We start from the raw sequence: 16,190 nt of genomic DNA, 5'->3' as shown, positions 1-16,190 counted from the left end.
ATTGCCATGGTCCGCTGTGTTCATTTTCAGGTTAGACTTGCCCAGCATTAGTTTTTATTGAAAACAAATATGGCGAGCACCACCATCAGGCATGTCGTCATCGTAGGGGGAGGATCGGCCGGCTGGCTGACCGCCGCCGTCCTTGCATCGGGCTTCCAGGCGCTCGAGCAGGGTGGCCTGCGCGTGACGCTGATCGAATCGCCCGACGTGCCGACCATCGGCGTCGGCGAAGGCACCTGGCCGACCATGCGCGACACCCTGCGTGCGGCCGGCCTGTCCGAATCAGCCTTTTTCCGCGAGTGCGACGCCGCCTTCAAGCAGGGCTCGCGCTTCAACCGCTGGGTCCATGGCGGCGACCACGATTACTACTTCCACCCCTTCGTGCTGCCGCAGGGCTGGGGCGAGGCCGACATGGCCGGCCGCTGGCTGGAACGCCATACCGATATTCCCTTCGCCGACCTGGTGACCTACCAGCCGCACCTGTGCGTGCACGGGCGCGCGCCCAAGCAGGCCGCCACGCCGGAATTTGCGGCGGTGGCCAACTACGGCTACCACCTCGATGCCGGCAAGTTCGGCCTGTTCCTCAAGAAGCACTGCCTGGAAAAGCTCGGCGTGCATTATGTGCCGGACCACGTCACCGGCATCCGCTCCCACGAATTCGGCGAAATGAGCGGCGACATCGCCGCCCTGCACACCAAGGCGCACGGCGAGCTGGCGGGCGACCTGTTCGTGGACTGCACCGGCATGCAGTCGCTGCTGCTCGGGAAGCACTACGGCGTGCCTTTCATCCCGCAGCGCGGCGTCCTGTTCAACGACAGCGCACTGGCCGTCCAGGTGCCGTACCTGGCGGAAGACGATCCGATCGCCTCGCAGACCACCTCCACCGCGCAGGAAGCCGGCTGGATCTGGGACATCGGCCTGCCGACCCGGCGCGGCATCGGCCACGTGTATTCGAGCGCGCACACGAGCGACGAGCAGGCCGAACGCGCGCTGCGCGCCTACATCCGCGCCACCGGCGGCCCGGACGACATCCCCGCGCCGCGCAAGCTGAGTTTCGAACCCGGCTACCGCGAACGCTTCTGGCACCGCAACTGCGTGGCCATCGGGCTGTCCGCCGGCTTCATCGAGCCGCTGGAAGCGTCGGCACTGGCCATGGTGGAACTGTCGGCCTCGATGCTGCTCGACGAGATGCCGACCACGCGCGCGCAGATGGAGATCGGCGCCCGGCGCTTCAACGAGACCTTCACCTACCGCTGGGAGCGGGTGATCGACTTCCTGAAGCTGCACTATGTGCTGAGCCGCCGCGAAGGCGCGCTCGATCCGCATGGCTACTGGCGCGACAACCGGAGCAGCGAGACCATCCCGCAGCGCCTGGCCGACCTGCTGGCGCTGTGGCGCCATCGTCCGCCATCGCGCTACGACTTCAATCGCATCCAGGAAGTCTTCCCGGCGGCGAGCTACCAGTATATTTTGTATGGCATGGGCTTCCTTCCGGAACCCGGCCAGGCGCGGCGCGAGCGCATCGGCGAGGGCAACGGCGCCATGGCGGACGGCTTCCTGCGCCAGGCGGCCGAGCTGACGCGCCGGATGCTGCCGGCGCTGCCGGACAACCGTGCGCTCATCGCGCACATCGTGCGCCACGGCCTGCCGACCTGACAAGACAACGACAACGACAACGAGAAAGAGACACCACATGGCCAAGCCAGTACTGCTGAATAACATCGACCACAAGGACCTGCGCATCATCACCCGCCACGGCAGCAAGCTGGACGACAGCCACGCCTACGTGCAGACCTTCGCCGGCGAATTCCGCCTCCTGCAGGCCCACTACCCGATCATTTTCCGCAAGCAGAGCGAGGCCCATGCCTACGAGCCGATCGCCCTGTTCGGTTTCGAGACCGACGAGAACCTGTTCCTCGAAGAAGACCGCTGGGACGCGCCGACCCTGCCGCTGCTGGTGGAGCGCCTGCCTTTCCTGATCGGCCGCGAGGGCGACGAGCTGATGATCCACATCGACGTCGACAGCCCGCGCGTCAGCACCACGGAGGGCGAGCCGATCTTCCTGCCGCACGGGGGCATGAGCCCCTACCTCGAGCACGTCAACTCGATGCTGCTGACCATCCACGAAGGCATGGGATCCAACGCCGCCTTCATCGAAGCGCTGGAGAAGCACGAGCTGCTTGAAGGCTTCTCGCTCGACATCACGCTCGACGACGGATCGGAGAACCGCCTGGCCGGCTTCTACACCATCAATGAAGAGCGCCTGGCCGCGCTGGACGCCGCCGCACTCGACAGCCTGCACAAGGCCGGCTGGCTGTCCGCTATCTACTTCCAGGTCGCGTCGCTGTCGAACTTCCGCGCCCTGATCGACCGCAAGAATGCACGCCATGCTGCCCGCGCCTGAACCCATCCGGGAAATCAGCGGCCTGACGCCGCGCGACCTCGGCCCGAGCATTCTCGAATCCACCGAGCCGATCGTGCTGCGCGGCCTGGTGGCAGGGTGGCCGATGGTCCAGGCGGCGCGTCGGTCGCCGGCGGCCGCCGACGCCTACCTGCGCCGCTTCTACCGCGACGCCACCGTCAACGCCATGCTCGGCCCGCCCGAGATCGAAGGCCGCTTCTTCTACAACGAGGCGATGGACGGCTTCAACTTCGCGCCGGTGCGCGTGCGCCTGGACAAGGTGCTGGCCGAGCTGGAGCGCTACCGCGGCGTCGACAATCAGCCGGCGATCTACGTCGGCTCGACCACGATCGACACATGCCTGCCCGGTTTCCACGACGAGAACCGCATCGACCTGGGCGGACGCGACGCGCTGGGGTCGATCTGGATCGGCAACCGCACCCGCATCGCCGCCCACTACGACCTGCCGGACAACCTGGCCTGCGTGGTGGCCGGACGGCGCCGCTTCACCCTGTTCCCGCCGAGCCAGGTCGAGAACCTGTACATCGGCCCGCTCGACCTGACGCCGGCCGGCCAGGCCATCAGCCTGGTCGACTTCGTCAAGCCGGACCTGGCGCGCTTCCCGCGCTTCGCCACGGCGATCGCGCACGCGCTGGCGGTCGAGATGGGGCCGGGCGACGCGCTGTTCATCCCCAGCATGTGGTGGCACCACATCCAGGCGCTGGAAGACTTCAACGTGCTGGTGAATTACTGGTGGCGCCAGTCCCCCGACTACATGGACACGCCGATGAACGCGATGATGCACGCCTTGATGAGCGTGCGCGACCTGCCTTTGGCGCAGCGCGAGGCCTGGGCCGGACTGTTTCGCCACTACGTGTTCGAAGCGGACGACGAGACCGCGGCCCACATCCCGCCGAATGCGCGCCGCGCCCTGGCCCCGATGGATGCCGAGAGCGTGCGCAACATCCGCGCCCAACTACTGAAAAGAATGAATCGCTGAGGAGGGAGACATGGAACAAGGACTGAATGGTATCGGCAAGCCCATACGCCGCGTCGTCATCGCCGGCGGCGGCACCGCCGGCTGGATGGCGGCCGCCTGCATCTCGAAGGTGCTGGGCAAGCGACTCGACATCAAGCTGGTCGAGTCCGACGAGATCGGCACCGTGGGCGTGGGCGAGGCGACCATCCCGACCCTGCTGAACTTCCACAACCTCCTCGAGATCAACGAGCAGGAGTTCATGGCCGAGACCAAGGCCACCTTCAAGCTCGGCATCAGCTTCGAGAACTGGCGCAACGTGAACGAGGACTACATCCACTCGTTCGGCCTGACCGGCACCGACCACTGGACCGCCGGCTTCCAGCATTTCTGGCACAAGGGCCGCGAGCGCGGCCTGGCAGGCGACTATGGCGACTACTGCCTGGAGCTGCGTGCCTCCCAGGAAAACAAGTTCGCCCACCTGCCGCGCGGCGGCATGAACTACGCCTACCACCTCGATGCGAGCGCCTATGCGCGCTACCTGCGCAAGTTCAGCGAGCGCTTCGGGGTGCAGCGCATCGAAGGCAAGATCGTCGACGTGACCACCAGTGCCTTGAGCGGGCAGGTGCGCTCGATCACGCTCGATTCGGGCGCGGACATCGAGGGCGATCTGTTCATCGACTGCACGGGTTTCCGCGCGCTGCTGATCGGGCAGGCGATGGGCGTCGAGTACGAAGACTGGTCGGAGTGGCTGTTCAACGACAGCGCGGCCGCGCTGCAAACGAGTTCGGTGCGCGACGCGATTCCGCTCACGCGTTCGATCGCCCACCCCTTCGGCTGGCAATGGCGCATCCCGCTGCAGCACCGCGTCGGCAACGGCATCGTGTTCTCGAGCCGCTACGTGGAAGAGGGCGCGGCCATCGAAGCGCTGCTGGGGAACATCGAAGGCGAAGCCTTGATGAAGCCGCGCGTGATCCGGTTCAAGCCGGGCCAGCGGCGCCAGATCTGGAAGAACAACGTGGTCGCGGTCGGCCTGTCGAGCGGCTTCCTGGAGCCGATCGAGTCGACCAGCATCCACCTGATCCAGCGCAGCATCATCCGCCTGATGCAGATGTTCCCGACCAGCGGCATCGTCCAGAGCGACGTCGACGAATTCAACCGGCAGGCCTGGGAAGAGGTAAGCCAGATCCGCGACTTCATCATCCTGCACTACAAGGTCAACAACCGGATCGACGCGCCCTACTGGACGGACGCGCGCAACATGGAGGTGCCGAAGTCGCTGCAGCACCGCATCGACCTGTTCCGCGAAACCGGGCGCGTCTTCCGCATCTCGAACGAGCTGTTCGCCGAGAACTCGTGGATCCAGGTGATGCTGGGGCAGGGCATCATGCCTTACCGGCACCACCAGTCGGCCGACCTGATGGGCGACGAGGAACTGTCGCACTTCCTCGGTTCGATCAAGGGGCAGATCGACCGTACGGTGGCCGGCCTGCCTTCGCACCAGTCCTACGTGGAGCGCTACTGCTCGACGCCGAAATAGGCCAGCAAGGGCTACCAGCCGTGCTCCAGCACGTGCAGCCAGGTACCCGCGCTGACCGCCAGGGCGATGCAGGCCGCGCTTCCGAGGATGCCGGCATCGCGCCGGTTGCGCGACCTGAACTCGCGCCATGCAATCCAGGCCAGGCATAGCCCGATCAGGCCATTCGAGACGAGCATGGCGTTCATGTCGTGCAGCTCCTCAGTCCCATTCCATCGCTCCTTTCTTCCATTCGTAGGCGAAACCCACCGCCAGCAGGCCCAGGAAGACCATCACGGCCCAGAATCCGGCGCTGTCGAGCTCCATCAGGGCCGCGGCCCAGGGGAACAGGAACACCACTTCCAGGTCGAACAGGATGAACAGGATCGCGACCAGGTAGTAGCGCACGTCGAACTTCATCCTTGCATCGCCGAAGGCCTCGAAGCCGCACTCGTAGGCGGACAGCTTTTGCGCGTCCGGCCGGTGCGGCCCGAGCGCGCGGCCCAGCAATTGCGGCACGACGCCCACGGCGATGCCGACGAGGATGAAAAGCAGGACCGGCAAGTATTCAGAAATATCCATGATCGCTCGTTCAGTGTGAAACCATCTTCAGGCCGACGATGCCGGCGCCGATCATCGCGATGCACAGCAGCCGTGCCGGCGAGGCCGATTCGCCCAGCAGCACGATGCCGACGATCGCGGTGCCGATCGCGCCGATGCCGGTCCAGATCGCATAGGCTGTCCCCACCGGCAGCGTCTTCAGTGCATAGGACAGCAGGCCGAAGCTGACGGCCATCGCCGCCAGCGTGCCGACCGAGGGCCACAGGCGCGAAAATCCTTCGGTGTATTTGAGACCGACCGCCCAGGCGATTTCGAACAGGCCGGCAACGAGGAGGGCTCCCCAGACCATGATGTTTCCTTTCCATGCAAAAACGATGACGGCATCTTATTTCTGTATTTGAGATAGAAAAAGTCAGAAGCTGTCAGTAAAATTGAAAGATGGCCTTTGATCTCGACAACCTGAAAGTCTTCCTGGCGGCGGTGGACCACGGTTCCTTCTCGGCCGCGGCACGGGCGCTGCGGCGCGTTCCATCCGCCGTCAGCATGGCGATCGCCAGCTTGGAGGCGGAACTCGACCTGCAGCTGTTCGACCGCAGCGGCCGCGAGCCGCGGCCCACGGCGCATGCCGCGGTGCTGCTGCCGCAGGCCCGCCTGCTGGTCGAGCAGCTGCAGCGCATGAACAGCCATGCGCTGTCGCTGACCCAGGGACTGGAAACCTCCCTGACGATCGCCCTGGTGCCCGAGCTGCTGGCGGCGGCGCCGTGGAGCGAAGCGCTGCGCCGGCTGGCGTTGGAATACCCGTTGCTGAAGGTGGAAGTGCTGACCGCGCCGCAGGCCGATGCGCTGGCCATGCTGCAGAGCGGGCGCGCAGACCTCGCCCTGGTCTATGAGCGCTATGGGCGCGAAACCAACGAAGCCTTCGAGGAGGTGGCCGAGGAAAGGCTGGTCGCGGTCGTCGCGCCCGGCCATCCCCTGTGCGAGCGCATGGGCAAGGAAGCCATCCGCGACGAAGACCTGCTCGCCGAGCGCCAGGTGCTGGTCGCCGGCCGCGACACCGAGTACGTCGACAAGCGCATCGCCGTCGCGCGCATGCAATGGCGAACCGATAACCCGGCCGCGGCGCTGGCGCTGGTGAAGGCTGGCCTGGGCTGGGCATGGCTGCCCTCGGGCCTGGTGCGCGAACATCTCGAGCATGGCGAACTGGTCGAGATCCCGACCGCGAACTTCACCAATGTGCTGCGCTTCTTTGTCGACGTCATCTGGAACAACGAGCGTCCGCCGGCCCTGGCGGCGCGCCGCTTCATCGCCCTGATGGAAGCGCTGCGCGAGGACGAAAAAAATGCCCGCTTGTCAGGCGGGCATTCCTGGAAGGGCTGACGGCTTCAGGCCGCCGCCACCGGCTGCTTGTGCAGGTTCGCGTACTTCAGGCCGAAGTACAGGATGAACAGGTAGCACACGGCCGGCACCAGGAAGGACGGCTGCAGGCCGATGGTGTCGGCGAACATGCCCTGCACGAAGGGCACCACGGCGCCGCCGACGATGGCCATGCACAGGATGCCCGAGCCCTGGCCGGTGAACTTGCCCAGGCCGTGCAGCGCGAGGCTGAAGATGGTCGGGAACATGATCGAATTGAACAGGCCGACCGCGATGATCGCCCACATGGCCAGCTGGCCTTCGCCGAAGGTCGCCGCCAGCACCAGCAGGATCGAACCGAGGGCATTCACGGCCAGGGTCTTGCCCGGGCTGACGTAGCGCATCACGGCGAAGCCGATGAAGCGGCCCACCAGGGCGCCGCCCCAGTACAGGCTGACGTACTGCGCCGCATCCGCGTGGCTCAGGCCCGCGATGTTGCCCTCGCCGAGGAAGTTGATCAGGAAGCTGCCGATGCTGACTTCCGCGCCCACGTACAGGAAGATCGCGACCGCGCCCAGCACCAGGTGGCGGTAGGCCATGGCGCCGCCCTTGCCGTCGACGGCCGGCTTGCCGTCGTCCGCATGGCTGATCTTCGGCAGCCTGGCCACCGCGAACAGCACCGCCAGCAGCGCCAGCGCCGCGGCCAGGCCGAGATACGGGCCCTGCACGGCGGCCGCCTCGGCGGCCTTGTGCGCGGCCTGCTCGGCGGCCGGCAGCGCCGCCAGCTGCTCGGCGCTCAGCGCGACCGTGGACAGGATCAGGATGCCGCCCAGCGCCGGCGCCACCGTGGTGCCGAGCGAGTTGAAGGCCTGGGTGAGCGTGAGGCGGCTGGACGCGGTGCGCGCCGGCCCGAGCACGGTGACGAAAGGATTCGCCGCCACCTGCAGGATCGTGATGCCGCTCGCCAGCACGAAGAAGGCGAACAGGAACAGGCCGTAGCCGCCTTTGGAGGCCGGGTAGAACAGGGCGCAGCCGGCGGCCGCGATCATCAGGCCGGTGACGGCGCCGTTCTGGTAGCCGATCTTGCGGATCAATGCCCCGGCCGGCAGCGACACGATGAAGTAGGCGCCGAAGAAGCAGAACTGCACCAGCATCGCCTGCAGGTAGGTGAGGGTGTAGATCGACTTCAGGTGCGGGATCAGGACGTCGTTGAGCGACGTGAGCAGGCCCCACATGAAGAACAGGATGGTGACGATGACGAGCGCGCCGGTGTGCGGGTTGTGCTCGGATTCGAGCGCCTGCGCCGCCGCCGGCGCCGGGTTCTTGACTGTGTTCTGCATGGGGTCTCCGTTTATTGCAGGGTCGCGATATGGTCCGACAGCATCGCGGATACGCCGCGCAGCGCCGGGTACTGCTCGGTAATCAGGTAGGTCGGGATGCGTGCGAGGTAGGGACTGAGACGCCCCTTGTCCTCGAAGCGTGCGCGGAAAGCTGATTCGGTGAACAGTTTACCAAGCCTTGGCACGATGCCGCCACCAATATACATGCCGCCGGTCGCGCCCAGGGTCAGCGCGACGTTTCCCGCAACGCTCCCGAGCACCGCGCAGAAGATCTCGACCGTCTTGACGCAGTCGCTCGACGTGCCCTCGATCGCGGCGCCGGTGATGCTTGGGGCGTCGACGCGCTTGCCGCTCAAGGCCCAGTGGATCAGCTCCAGGCCCATGCCCGACAGCAGGCGTTCCGCCGACACGTGGCCGTACTCTCCCCACAGCGCTTCCAGGATTGCCACTTCCTCCTTCGTCGAGGGCGCGAAGCTCACGTGGCCGCCTTCGCCGGCGAGGGCGATCCAGCGGCTTCCGGCCGGGATCACGCCGGACACGCCCAGGCCCGTGCCCGGGCCGATCAAACCGATGGGCCGGTTCACCAGTTCGATGCCGCCGCCGATGCGCTCACGTCCGCTTGCCGCCAGGTGCGGCAGCGACATCGCCAGCGCGGCGAAATCGTTCACCACCAGCAAGCTGGCCAGGCCTTGTTGGCGGCGCAGCTCCTCGATCGAGAAACTCCAGTGGTGGTTGGTCATGCTGACCCGGTCTTCCTCGACCGGGTTGGCGATCGCCAGCGCCGCATGGCGCACGCGCTCCACCGCCAGCCCGCGGCCGGCCGCCTTGGCGAGGTAGGCCTGCATGGCCTCGCCCAGGGTGGCGTGGTCGGCGCAGGCCAGCACCTCGACATCGATGAAGTCCTCGCCCGACTGCAGGGCGAAGCGGGCGTTGGTGCCGCCAATGTCCGCCAGCAGCCTTGGCTCTGCGCTCATCGCAGTTCCTCGCAGCGCACCGCATCGGCTTCGCTCGCTGCGCCGCCGGCGATCTCGATGTTGGTGAAGGCGGCGGCAAAGGCGGCGTCGCTGCTCACGCTGAAGGGCGTGTCCACCTTGGCCAGGTCCGCGCCCCTGGCCTGGAAGCAGGCCAGCGGGATAGCGACGGTCTGCTTGCCCTTGCCGGCCAGGCGCTTGAACAGGGCGGTGGTGTCGAGGCTGCCGGCGCCCATGCGCATCGTGACCTTGCCGGCTGGCGCGTTTGAAACGATGGTGTCGAAGCGCAGCGCCGCACGGGTAGCGGCCGCGGCCGGCAGCACCATGGCGCGGGCGCCGCGCGCCTCGACGGTGGCGGGGCCGGTCCAGGTGACCAGCTTGGCGTCCTGCTGGGTGTTCACCTGCGAAGTTTGCACGCTCACGCCCGGCAGGCTGAAGGTCGAGTTCAGGTCGGCGCCCAGCACCAGGGTTTGCCCGCCGCTGCGGATCGTCAGCGGGAAGCTGGCGCGGTCGGCCTGGCTGAACACCGGGAAGCTGTTGCTGACGCCGCAGCCACCTTGCGGATAGGCGGTGTCCAGCTTGCCGACTTTCGAGCGCGTGGCCGCCTTGAGGCCGTAGCCATAGGCGAACAGCGGAGCGTAATTCTTGTCGCCCACGTTCAAGTCGGTCTGGCAGGCCGATTTCGGCCACGAGAAGGGCAGCTTGCCGCTGAAGTCGTAGCGCTTGGCGCTGGATACCAGCAGGTCCGACACGCCCTTGCCCTCGGTGCCCGGCAGCCAGGCGGCCACGAACACGTCCGACAGGTTGAGCAGGTCGTTCACATAAAGCGGACGGCCCGAGACGAACACGGTGACCACCGGCTTGCCCTTGCCGGCGACTGCCTGCAGCACCGCCAGGTCTTCCGGATAGCGGCCAGAGTGGCGCAGGGTGCCGTTCGGACCGATGTCGCCGTCGCCTTCCGCATACGGGCGCTCGCCGATCACAGCCACCACCACGTCGAACTTCGCTAGGTCGACGCCCTTGCCGTCGACGCTGAAGGTGACATTGTCCTTGCCGGCCGCCTCGCGGATGCCGGCCAATACCGTGTCGCCATTCGGGAAGTCGGCATTGGTGTTGGCCGTGCCCTGCCAGGTGATCGACCAGCCGCCGCTCTGGTTCGACATGTCGTCCGCCGTCTTGCCGACCACCAGGATCTTCTTGCCGCGTGCGATCGGCAGGACTGGCTGATCGTTCTTGAGCAGCACCAGCGACTCGCGCACCGCACGGCGCGCCAGCTCGCGCGGCTGCATGACCTCGTCCTTGCCGGCGTAGGCGTTCTGCGCCGGGCTCTTGTCGAACAGGCCGGCGCGCAGCTTGACGCGGATGATGCGGCTCACGGCATCGTCGATGCGCGCCATCGGGATCTCGCCGCTTTCCACCTGCCTGATGGTGTTGGCGATAAAGGCTTTCCAGTCGTCCGGCACCATGATCATGTCGTTGCCGGCATTGATCGCGGCCGCGCAGCTGTCGTTGCGGCAGCCCGGCACTTCACCGTGGCCGTTCCAGTCGGTGATGACGAAGCCGTCGAAGCCCATCTTCGTCTTCAGCACGTCGGTGAGCATGGCGCGGCTGCCGTGCATCTTGCCGTAGTTGGTGCCGCCCGCCACGTCGTTCCAGGAATTGAACGAGGACATGACAGTCTGCACGCCCGCCTCCAGGGCCGGGTAGTAGCCGGCGCCGTGGATGTTGATCATCTGCGATTTGCTGGACTTGTTGACGCCGCGGTCCTTGCCGAACTCGGTGCCGCCGTCGCCGATGAAGTGCTTGGCGGTGGCGATGGTGTTGGCGTCATCCTTCAAGTTGCCCTGCATGCCGCGCACGTAGGCGCCGGCATAGCTTTTCACGATGTCCGGATTCTCGGAATAGCTCTCGTAGGTGCGTCCCCAGCGGTCGTCGCGCACCACGGCCAGGGTGGGGCCGAAGACCCAGGCGATGCCGCTGGCGCGCGTGGCTTTCGCGGTGGCCGCGCCGATTTCCTCCATCAGCTTCGGGTTGCGCGCCGCGCCCAGGCCGATGTTGTGCGGGAACAGGGTGGCGCCGAACACGTTGTTGTGGCCATGGACGGCGTCCGTGCCCCACACGACCGGCACCTTGACCGCCATGTCGGTGGCCATCGAGGCCTCGTGGTAGCGCTGCGCCAGCGCCAGCCATTCGGCCGCCTTGGCATGCTTGTTCCCGTTCGGCCAGCTGCCGCCGCCGTTCAGCACCGAACCGAGGTAGTAGCGTTTGACGTCTTCCGGCGTGGCGCTCTTGATCTCGGGCTGGGTCATCTGGCCGACCTTCTGCGCCAGCGTCATCGTGCTGACGATGTCACGGACGCGCTGTTCGAGCGCCGCGTCCTTGGCGATGGCGCTGCGCACGGTGGGCCAGTCGGTCAAGGGAGCTGCCGTGGCGGGAAGGGCCAGCGCGATGGCAAGCGCCAGTACCGGGTTGCGAAGCATGGGTTTCATTGGTCGTCTCGCTGTCTTGTTGTATGTCGTTTTATTCGCCGCGCAGGAAGGAACGGTACCACTTGCCGCTGCCCTTCAGGCGGCGCTGCTGGCTTGCGTAATCGATGTGGGTGAGGCCAAAGCGCTTCAGGTAGCCCTCCGCCCATTCGAAGTTGTCGAGCAGGCTCCAGGCGAAGTAGCCCTTGACCGGCACGCCGTCCCTGATGGCCGCGTTCAAGGCGGCCAGGTGCCGCATCAGGTAGTGGCGGCGCTCGACGTCGTCGATCTCGCCGTCCGCGCCCACCTCGTCGGCATAGCAGGAGCCGTTCTCGGTGATGTACATCGGGCCCGGATGGTAGTCCTTCTCGATGCGCAGCAGGAGTTCGGCCAGGCCCTGCGGCGCCACTTCCCAGCCCATGTAGGTGGTTTCCACGCCGGGCGCGGGCGGCAGCACGCGCGCCGACAGGGGGCCGTGGCCCGGTGCGTGCTGGATGGTCTCGGGGAAGTAGTAGTTCACGCCGAGGAAGTCGGTCGGCACCGCGATGGCCTCGAGGTCTCCCGGCAGCACGACGGGGGCGGCGTCGCCGATCGCTTCCAGGATCGCTTTCGGGTAGCCGTGGCCATAGAGCGGATCGAGGAACCAGCGGTAGCGCAGGCCGTCGTGGCGTTCGGCGGCGGCAATGTCCTCAGGCTGGCTGGAAGCGGGACGTACCGGATGCAGGCTCAGGGCGAGGCCGGCCTTGGCATTGCGGACGTTGGCGCGGATCAGCGGCACCGCCTTGCCGTGCGAGAGCAGCACGTGGTGCGCCACCTGCAGCGCGGTCTTGAAGTCGGTATTGCCCGGGGCGTGCCAGCCTTCGTAGTTGCCGATGATGGCCGTGCACCAGGGTTCGTTGTGGGTGATCCAGTGCTGGACGCGGTCGCCCAGGCGGCGCGTCATCGCATCGACAAAGGCAAGATAGGCGTCGACGGTGGCGCGATTGTTCCAGCCGCCACGGTCCTGCAGGTACTGCGGCAGGTCCCAGTGGTAGAGCGTGGCCCAGGGCTGCAGGCCGCGTTCCAGCATGCCGTCCACCAGGCGCGAATAGAAATCCAGGCCCTTTTCGTTGGGCTTGCCGCCCACCTCGGAAAAGATGCGCGGCCAGGCGATCGAGAAGCGGTAGGCGTTCAGACCCATGTCGCGGCCGATGTCGAAGTCTTCCGGCCAGCGGTGGTAGTGGTCGCAGGCGACAAGTCCGTTGGAGCCGTCCTTGATTCTACCCGGCGTGGCGGCGAAACGGTCCCAGATCGATTCGACCCGGCCGTCTTCCTGGCCGGCGCCTTCGATCTGGTACGACGAGGTGGCGCAGCCCCACAAGAAGTCGGGGGCGAAATCGCCGCGCGATGGGGCGCTCGGCTCGGGACGGGATGCTTTTGTCATGGTCTGGTCTGGTTGAGCTTGTTACGCTAGGATATTTGGAAAGCTTTCCAATTGCAATCTAAAAAAAAGGCCGACGGGCGGCCCTCCCTCTTATTTCTTTCTGCTGCGCGTGCGTCCGGTCGCGCTTTCGCTCGGCCCTTTGGCCAGCGAGGCGCGCAGCGTGACGCTCACCGGGAAGGTGCGCGTCACCGGGCGGTGCAGGTCGTAGCAGCGGTTGAGCAGGGCGTTCAGGCCATTGAGCGTCATCTCGCGCCAGGGCATGTGCACCGAGGTCAGGCGCGGGGCCGAGAACGCGGCGCTCGGGGTGTCGTCGTAGCCGATCACCGACAGGTCGCGCGGCACGCTGATGCCGGCTTCCTGGAAGTAGGCCAGCGCGCCCACCGCCATCTCGTCGTTGGCGCAGAACAGGGCGGTGCATTTGGTGCCCGAATCGACCAGCGCCTTGGCCGCCGACCAGCCGCCCTGGGGCGAGAAGTCGCTTTCCATCATCCAGACCTTCTTGGTGTCGATGCCCTCGGCTTGCAGCTCGCGCATGAAGCCGTCGATGCGGGCCACGTTGTCGGCCAGCGCCGTCGGGCCGGCAATCACGGCGATGTCGCGGTGCTTGTAGTCGAGCAGGGTGCGCGCGGCCAGGCGTCCGCCCAGCATGTGGTCGACCGTGAAGCACTGCTCGGGAATCTGCTTGAACTCGTGGTTCAGCGCGACGATCTGCTTCTGCTTGCCGCCCAGGTTGGCCAGGTCCTCGTCGCTGAGGGCGCTGGTCATCATGACGATGCCGTCGCAGCCGCGCTCGACCAGGAACTCGATGCCCTCGATGGCCTGGCGCCGCGCGTCGCCCAGGCCGACGCCGAAGGCCACCACCATGTGCAGGCCGGCGGCGCGCAATTCGGTATCGATGATCTGCAGGATCGGGGTGTAGAAGGTGCCGCTCAGGACCGGGATGTAAACGCCGACCATCCGGCTGGTGCCGGACAGCAGGGCGCGCGCCGCGTGCGAGGGACGAAAGCCCAGCTCGTCGATCGCCTTGCGCACGCGTTCCAGCGTCGCCGGCGACACCGAGCCCTTGCCGCTGACCACGCGCGAGGCGGTGCCGAGGCCGACGCCGGCGAGACGCGCTACGTCCTTGATGGTTGCCACTGAGGATCCCTAAGCTGTTGTTTAGTTATTCGATAAACACCGAAGCATACTGCATTCATCTGACACTGGCACCTGTCTTAAAGGCGCTTGCCGCTTGCCGGATCGAACAGCGAGACCCGCGCCGCATCGATGTCGAAGCGCACCGCCTGCCCGGTGTCCAGCGGCCGCGGGTCGTGCACGATGCTCGAAAGCTGGTGGCCGCCGCAGTCCAGCCAGACGACCTGGTGGTTGCCCATCGGCTCGACCAGCGTGACCGTGGCCTGCAGCGGGCCATCTGGAATCAGGTGGATGTCTTCCGGCCGCACCGCCAGCGTCACCGCGCCCGATGGTGCGACGCAGTCCGGCGCCAGGTTCAGCGTCAATGCACCGGCGCTGAAGCGGCGCTGCACATCCAGCTCTCCCTCGAGCCGGCCGTCGACGAAGTTCATCGACGGCGAGCCGAGGAAGCCCGCCACGAAACGGTTGGCCGGACGCTCGTAGACTTCGCTCGGCGTGCCGATCTGCTGGATGCGGCCGCCCTGCATCACGACGATGCGGGTGGCCAGGGTCATCGCCTCGGCCTGGTCGTGGGTCACGTAGATCATGGTCGAACCGAGCGCCTGGTGCAGCATCTTGAGTTCGCGGCGCAGTTCCGCCCGCAGCTTGGCGTCCAGGTTCGAGAGCGGCTCGTCGAACAGGTAGACCCCGGCTTCGCGCACCAGGGCGCGGCCGATCGCCACGCGCTGGCGCTGGCCGCCGGAGAGCTGGGCAGGTTTGCGGTCCAGCAGCGACTCCAGTTGCAGCATCGCGGCCGCCTTCTGCACGCGGCGCCCGATCTCGGCCTTGGGTGCGCCGGAGATGCGCAGGCCGAAGGACATGTTCTTCTCGACCGTCATGGTCGGGTACAGCGCGTACGACTGGAAAACCATGCCGATCCCGCGCTCGCTCGGGTCGGCATGGCTCATGTCGCGCCCGCCGATCTCGATCGAGCCCTCGGCCAGGTCGATCAGGCCGGCGATGCTGTGCAGCAGGGTGGACTTGCCGCAGCCGGAAGGCCCGAGCAGGACCAGGAACTCGCCCGGCTCGACCTGCAGGTCGAGGTCGCGGATGACCTGGTTGCTGCCGCGGGTGATGCACAGCTTGCGGAGGTGGACGTTCGACATGCTCGTTTATCCTTTGACGGCGCCGGCGGCGATGCCGCGTACGAACCAGCGTCCCGAGATGAAATAGATCGCCAGCGGCAGCGCGGCCGTCAGCATGGTTGCGGCCATGTTGACGTTGTACAGGCGGGTGCCGGTGGTGGTGTTGATCACGTTATTCAGCTGCACCGTCATCGGCGCATTGTCGCGGCCCGCGAACACCAGGCCGAGGATGTAGTCGTTCCACACGCCGGTGACCTGCATGATGGCGGCGACCACCACGATGGGCAGCGACATCGGCAGCATCACCTGCAGGAAGATGCGCCAGAAGCCACCGCCGTCGATGCGCGCGGCCTGGAACAGCTCGTGCGGCACCGAGGCGTAGTAGTTCCGGAACAGCAGGGTCATGATCGGCATGCCGAAGATGACGTGCACCAGCACGATGGCCGGCAGCGAACCGAACACGCCGGCGCGCGCCATCATCCACACCAGCGGGTAGATCATCACCTGCACCGGGATGAAGGCGCCGGCCAGCAGCACCCCGAACAGGATGTTGGCGCCGCGCGGCTTCCAGAACGACAGCGCGTAGCCGTTGATGGCGCCTAGCAGGATCGGGATGACGGTGCTCGGCACCGTGATCGCCACCGAATTCCAGAAGCCGCCGCTGACCTGGCTCCAGGCGTTCCTCCACGGCTCGACGGTGGCGAGCAGGGGCAGGGCAAACACGTTGCCGTTCCTGATCTCGTCCATCGACTTGAAGGAGGTGATGATCATGACGTACAGCGGCAGCAGGAAGTACAGCGCGGCGCTGAAGAGGAAGGCGTAGACGCCGATGCGTGCCGGCGACAGGCGCTTGCGGCGCGCGGCTGGGGCGGTTTTCACGGGTTCGAGCGGCATCACGGGAACGGCCGGCTGCAGGGTAGTGGAGC

General features: G+C 66.5%; 15 protein-coding genes. 5 read left to right on the top strand and 10 right to left on the bottom strand.

All coding sequences use genetic code 11. The features are described from left to right. Window positions 1-69 precede the first annotated feature (69 nt). From FG94_RS01250 to FG94_RS01235, 4 genes are read left to right on the top strand one after another with little or no spacing between them, the layout of a single operon-like run. Window positions 70-1,656 carry a tryptophan halogenase family protein gene (locus FG94_RS01250; protein ID WP_036205978.1) on the top strand — a complete coding sequence of 529 codons (1,587 nt, stop codon included), beginning with the start codon at window positions 70-72 and terminating at the stop codon, window positions 1,654-1,656. A gap of 37 nt (window positions 1,657-1,693) precedes the next feature. After that, on the top strand, window positions 1,694-2,404 hold the full coding sequence (locus tag FG94_RS01245) for a SapC family protein (protein ID WP_036205977.1): 711 nt from the start codon (window positions 1,694-1,696) through the stop codon (window positions 2,402-2,404). Further along, a complete protein-coding gene (locus FG94_RS01240; RefSeq protein ID WP_036206024.1) occupies window positions 2,388-3,401 on the top strand; it encodes a cupin-like domain-containing protein in 1,014 nt (337 codons plus the stop codon). The genes FG94_RS01245 and FG94_RS01240 overlap by 17 nt, the downstream gene beginning before the upstream one ends. A gap of 10 nt (window positions 3,402-3,411) precedes the next feature. Beyond that, on the top strand, window positions 3,412-4,917 hold the full coding sequence (locus FG94_RS01235; RefSeq protein ID WP_036205976.1) for a tryptophan halogenase family protein: 1,506 nt from the start codon (window positions 3,412-3,414) through the stop codon (window positions 4,915-4,917). 11 nt (window positions 4,918-4,928) lie between these two features. Here FG94_RS01235 and FG94_RS27575 read toward each other — a convergent pair whose 3' ends face one another. From FG94_RS27575 to sugE, 3 genes are read right to left on the bottom strand one after another with little or no spacing between them, the layout of a single operon-like run. Beyond that, window positions 4,929-5,102 carry a hypothetical protein gene (locus tag FG94_RS27575; RefSeq protein ID WP_161783924.1) on the bottom strand — a complete coding sequence of 58 codons (174 nt, stop codon included), beginning with the start codon at window positions 5,100-5,102 and terminating at the stop codon, window positions 4,929-4,931. Between the two features lie 13 nt (window positions 5,103-5,115). Continuing rightward, window positions 5,116-5,475, bottom strand: a complete 360-nt coding sequence (locus FG94_RS01230) for an NADH-quinone oxidoreductase subunit A (RefSeq protein ID WP_027864502.1) — start codon at window positions 5,473-5,475, stop codon at window positions 5,116-5,118. Window positions 5,476-5,485: 10 nt separating this feature from the next. Further along, window positions 5,486-5,803, bottom strand: a complete 318-nt coding sequence (gene sugE, locus FG94_RS01225) for a quaternary ammonium compound efflux SMR transporter SugE (RefSeq protein WP_036205975.1) — start codon at window positions 5,801-5,803, stop codon at window positions 5,486-5,488. A gap of 89 nt (window positions 5,804-5,892) precedes the next feature. Between sugE and FG94_RS01220 the strand changes: the two genes are divergently transcribed. Continuing rightward, complete coding sequence (locus tag FG94_RS01220) at window positions 5,893-6,831, top strand: LysR family transcriptional regulator (RefSeq protein ID WP_036205974.1); 939 nt, start codon at window positions 5,893-5,895, stop codon at window positions 6,829-6,831. Between the two features lie 5 nt (window positions 6,832-6,836). Here FG94_RS01220 and FG94_RS01215 read toward each other — a convergent pair whose 3' ends face one another. The 7 genes from FG94_RS01215 to FG94_RS01185 form a co-directional block, all read right to left on the bottom strand. Continuing rightward, on the bottom strand, window positions 6,837-8,147 hold the full coding sequence (locus tag FG94_RS01215; RefSeq protein WP_036205973.1) for a sugar MFS transporter: 1,311 nt from the start codon (window positions 8,145-8,147) through the stop codon (window positions 6,837-6,839). An 11-nt stretch (window positions 8,148-8,158) separates the two neighbouring features. Further along, window positions 8,159-9,121 (bottom strand): glucokinase, encoded by a 963-nt coding sequence (locus FG94_RS01210; RefSeq protein WP_036205972.1) that lies wholly within the window; start codon window positions 9,119-9,121, stop codon window positions 8,159-8,161. Next, the gene (locus tag FG94_RS01205; protein ID WP_036205971.1) at window positions 9,118-11,607 is read right to left on the bottom strand and encodes a glycoside hydrolase family 3 protein; all 2,490 of its coding nucleotides are present in this window, start codon (window positions 11,605-11,607) and stop codon (window positions 9,118-9,120) included. Before FG94_RS01205 ends, FG94_RS01210 begins: the two co-directional genes overlap by 4 nt. Window positions 11,608-11,638: 31 nt before the next feature. Beyond that, window positions 11,639-13,006: a GH1 family beta-glucosidase gene (locus tag FG94_RS01200; protein ID WP_051995955.1), complete on the bottom strand. Its 1,368-nt coding sequence runs from the start codon at window positions 13,004-13,006 to the stop codon at window positions 11,639-11,641. Window positions 13,007-13,096: 90 nt separating this feature from the next. Further along, window positions 13,097-14,143: a LacI family DNA-binding transcriptional regulator gene (locus FG94_RS01195; protein WP_036205969.1), complete on the bottom strand. Its 1,047-nt coding sequence runs from the start codon at window positions 14,141-14,143 to the stop codon at window positions 13,097-13,099. Window positions 14,144-14,220: 77 nt separating this feature from the next. Further along, on the bottom strand, window positions 14,221-15,285 hold the full coding sequence (locus FG94_RS01190) for an ABC transporter ATP-binding protein (protein ID WP_036205968.1): 1,065 nt from the start codon (window positions 15,283-15,285) through the stop codon (window positions 14,221-14,223). A 6-nt stretch (window positions 15,286-15,291) separates the two neighbouring features. Beyond that, on the bottom strand, window positions 15,292-16,158 hold the full coding sequence (locus FG94_RS01185) for a carbohydrate ABC transporter permease (protein WP_051995964.1): 867 nt from the start codon (window positions 16,156-16,158) through the stop codon (window positions 15,292-15,294). Window positions 16,159-16,190: the final 32 nt, after the last annotated feature.

Source organism: Massilia sp. LC238 (assembly GCF_000735635.1).
In the GTDB taxonomy this organism is placed as follows: domain Bacteria; phylum Pseudomonadota; class Gammaproteobacteria; order Burkholderiales; family Burkholderiaceae_D; genus Telluria; species Telluria varians.
This window is presented reverse-complemented; position numbering and strand designations above follow the sequence as displayed.